General features: G+C 44.0%; 3 protein-coding genes. 2 read left to right on the top strand and 1 reads right to left on the bottom strand.

Annotation, left to right across the window (positions count from 1 at the left end):
• Both QT992_RS33050 and QT992_RS33055 read left to right on the top strand, forming a co-directional pair.
• Positions 1 to 322: transposase (locus QT992_RS33050; RefSeq protein WP_333378711.1), on the top strand; the 322-nt coding region annotated here is incomplete at its 5' end.
• A gap of 381 nt (positions 323 to 703) precedes the next feature.
• A complete protein-coding gene (locus QT992_RS33055) occupies positions 704 to 1,606 on the top strand; it encodes a PEP-CTERM sorting domain-containing protein (RefSeq protein WP_333319694.1) in 903 nt (300 codons plus the stop codon).
• 87 nt (positions 1,607 to 1,693) lie between these two features.
• Here the strand turns inward: QT992_RS33055 and QT992_RS33060 are convergent, their stop codons facing one another.
• Positions 1,694 to 3,928, bottom strand: coding sequence for a Calx-beta domain-containing protein (locus tag QT992_RS33060; RefSeq protein ID WP_445305401.1), 2,235 nt, complete (start codon positions 3,926 to 3,928; stop codon positions 1,694 to 1,696).
• Positions 3,929 to 3,986: the final 58 nt, after the last annotated feature.

A 3,986-nucleotide genomic window follows, 5' to 3' on the forward strand; every position in this document is an offset into this window, starting at 1 on the left:
TTTAGCAGAAGACTTTAAAGATAAGGGCTGTAAGTTTGTGATAATTTTGGACAACGCTAGTTTTCATAAAAAAGCAGCGACTTTGCAGAAAATAGCCGAAGAGATGCCGAATCTAATCATAGAGTTTTTGCCCAAGTATAGCCCTGATTATAATTTAGTTGAATTAGTATGGCATTCTGCCAAGGAATATGTTGCTAATAGATTATTTGAATCAATTGAAAAACTAGAATCACTGTTACATAAACTGTTAAATGAAGGAGAACTAATTATGAAATGGAACCGAAAAATAAACAATAAAGGTAACTTAGTTAATGCAGTTTAGATGTCGAACAGCTTACCAGATTCTGTTAACATGAAATTTAGATGCGTTCGCCCTGTGTCTGCGTAAGTCCTATGTAGAAATCCTAAATGATTTGTGTAATTCTTGTAGGGGCAAAACCCACGCCCGGTTGCACCGCCTTGGGTGGGGTAGGCACTCTTAGCACTACCCCTACATATTTTTACAACTGATGCGAGGATTGCTATATTTAGCTACTGGCATTGGTTGGGTGTTTTAAGCAATCTATTTAATATGATGCAATTGCCAGACCAAATTTTTAGCAAAACTTTAAGAAATTCGGCCTGAAGGTATGATTGACTGAAAATTAAAAACAGTCGATCGAGCAGACTGGACAATTTAACAATGATTCCCAGGGAGCATTTTATGAAATCCATTGCTAAAAACAGCATCCACTGGACTTACTCAGTAGCTATTTTATGTGCCCTTTTCGCACTACAGCAACAAAAAGCTACAGCAGCAACGCTATCTCATGGCTGGAATTATGCGATCGATTCCTTCAACGACGGCGTGACAGGGCCCCAAATCGGCGGCGGGGAATTTGAATTTTACGGCATCGCCATCAAAGAAACATCAGATACAGCTTTCATCGCCATCAACTCTAATCTAAGTTTAGCAGGATATGCCGACCCACTAGCTCAAAGAGGCAACATCAACTACGGCGATTTATTCTTCAATTTTTCCGGTCAAAACTTCAATACAGCTAACGCAAACGGCAGCTTGTTTGGTATCCGCTTTGCCGAAGGAAATGACTCCAGCGTGGCGACAACAGGCGTTTACAAAAATGTTACAGCGAAAAACGTCACTCAAACTAACTCTGGCTTTAGCAATTTAAACCAATTCAATACGGTAGTGGCATCTCAAGGCGGAACCCCATCAATGGGCGATTTAGCTGCCACAGACCCCTATTTTCAACAAACAGGAAACTGGACTGTTCTCAACTCAATAGCTACGGGTACAAAAGTAGGAGAAATTAATTTTTTAACACCAGCAACTTTGAGCGTCCTCGGTCTTGATTTCGCTCAGTTTAATGCCGTAGGTTCTCAAACCATTGGATTCAGTTTCAATAAATCCTCAATGCCTTCGGGGAACTATATTGCTAACTTTTTTGCCGAGTGCGCTAACGATGCGATCGCCATTAAAGGATCGTTTGAAAAAGAATCTGCTGAACCAGTACCAGAACCTGCTACTATCTTCGGTACTTTAGCCGGATTTGGGATTCTAGGTATTGGTGCAGCGAAACGCAAAATTCAGCACAAGAGTAGCTGAAATGGATTTTATATCGCTCCCCGTAGGGACACGGCAATGCCGTGTCCTGCACTTCATAAACTGCAATCTGCTGTATCTACGACTCCTCTAAGCTAGGTTGAAATTGGCAGCACTTATTGAGCTGGCAGACATTCCATTGAGAGAGGCTAAAATTTCATCGGTTGCTGACAAACGGATGAAAGTTGAACTGTTTTCTTGAGTAATTGAGAGTTGAGAGAAAGTGAGATTGTTGGCGAGTATTAGCAAATCTTGGCCATCCTCAAAATCCAAGATAGTATTGATGCCAGAATTGGTGGAAAGCAAGAATTTATCATTACCCTCACCTCCCGTCAAAATATCACTTCCTAAACTGCCAGTCAGCAAATCATCACCCTTACCTCCCAGCAGAATATCGTTACCATCACCGCCATTCAAAATGTCAGAACCGCGGCTGCCAAACAAGGCATCATTACCGCTACCTCCCAGCAGAATATCGTTACCTTTGCCTCCGAAAAGAGAGTCATTTGCGATCGCACCGTCGAGGTAATCATTGCCCCTCATGCCCATCAAAGCATCATTTCCGCTGCCGCCATTCAGGATATCGTCGTCATTTGTACCAAGAATGCGATCGGGCGAATCGCTGCCCAACTCCGCGTCACCGGTAACAACAGGAACCGCAAGCCCAGGCGCAGGCGAGGTTGTGTCTTGAATTTTGCTATCTAAAGCAGCACCAGTATTCTCAGCAACTAACTGGGAAATTGGCTTGCTTCCCGCACCAACTGCTTTAAAGTCTTGAGTAGTTTCGCCCAAAGATACTTTTTGGACGCGGGCGACTGCTTCGGGAATGGATGTTCCTGTTGTGCTGGAGACAGCGGCATCAATGAGTTGATTTGCTGTTGCCATTACTGTCGCAGCTTGCGAGGCAAGTTGGGTGAAGTTTAGACTGTTAAAACTGGGGTCAACTTGCTTGATTCTACTGACAGATTGCTGAATTATTGGTTCTAAATCTGCTGCATTGCTGAGGTTTAAAACTGTACTGGATTGAATTCGACTCGTAATTGAACTGACAACAGCCTTGACAATATCCTTAGTCAATGCACTAGAAGCACCGTCAATCAAAGCGCTAGTTTGAGTGATGATGTTTTGGACTTTCACCATTGCGGATAAAGTTGCGATTCCGCCTGGTTCGTTGTTGTTGGTTGCCTTGATGGGATCTAAGCTAATTAGGTCAACATCAGCGGGGATGGCAAGGGATTTTTTGACGGAAGCTTGTGCTTGTTCTGATGTAACTCCTTTGTCGATTAAGTCAGCAACTAAGCTGGTTAAAAGGGTGACAACAGTAGCATCTGGTGGTGCGGTAACTGGTGTTTCTAGCGGTAAACCCGTGGCAGTATCGGTGCCACCTATGGCAACTAAATTGCCTTCTTCTGGGTCAATTTCCCCGTTTTGATTTTTGTCAAAAATGTTGGAGGCGAGATTCAGATCGAATTCACCATTAGGGCTAGTTATGGCAGACGGTTCGTTAGGATCGAGTATGCCGTTTTTGTTGGCATCTAAGAAGACAGTAGCACCAGCAATGTAATTGTCAATCACAAAACCGCCGAAACTGTTACTCTTGAACCGAACGAGTTCGCTAACACTGGCACCAGACGCATCCGTTCCCGTTACCTTCAGCCAATAGTTGAAAGATTTTGGGCGACTCGCATCTAAATTGATAGTACGGGTTTCGGGATTGAAAGTTAACCACGAGGGGAGAGGAATTTGAGGAAAACTTAACCCATCTACCGGCTGGCGATAGGAACCGCGGTTGAGAGCTGTCTCCCAAGTGAATGCAGACGAATTCAAAGCATTGTAATCGGCCAGACAGATCGTATAACTAATGCGATCGCCCGGATCGGGGTCAGTATCGGTGTTTGCAGCAAAGATCAACTCATTGGTTTTATAACCTCCTTGCGACAAGACAGGACGATTTACAACTGGCGGGCGATTATCCGTTGGTGTCGGTGTTGGTGTCGGCGTTGTTATCGGCGGTGTCGGCGGTGTCGGCGGTGTTGGTGGTGCTGGTATCGGTATCGGTGTTGGTGGAGTGTAATTAATAATAGTTGTGGTAGCAGTATCAGCAGTAATTATCGGTGTTGCCGCTGCGACACCTGTGGGATATGACAGGGTGATGGTAATAGTTTCATCAGCTTCAACTACGGTGTCGCCCAACACATCCAGAGTGATGGTTTTTGATGTTTCACCAGTCACAAAACTAATTGTGCCAGTAGCATTAATTGCCCCAGAAGTGCCGCCGATATTGTTATAATCGCTGCCGTTGGTAGCAGGGTAATCGCATCTAATTTGGTATAAATTGTACTTGACAAATTACAGAAAAAAAACTATATAGGCCAGGAGTTCT

It is taken from the genome of Microcoleus sp. T3_D1 (assembly GCF_036700405.1).
Lineage (GTDB): Bacteria > Cyanobacteriota > Cyanobacteriia > Cyanobacteriales > Microcoleaceae > Microcoleus.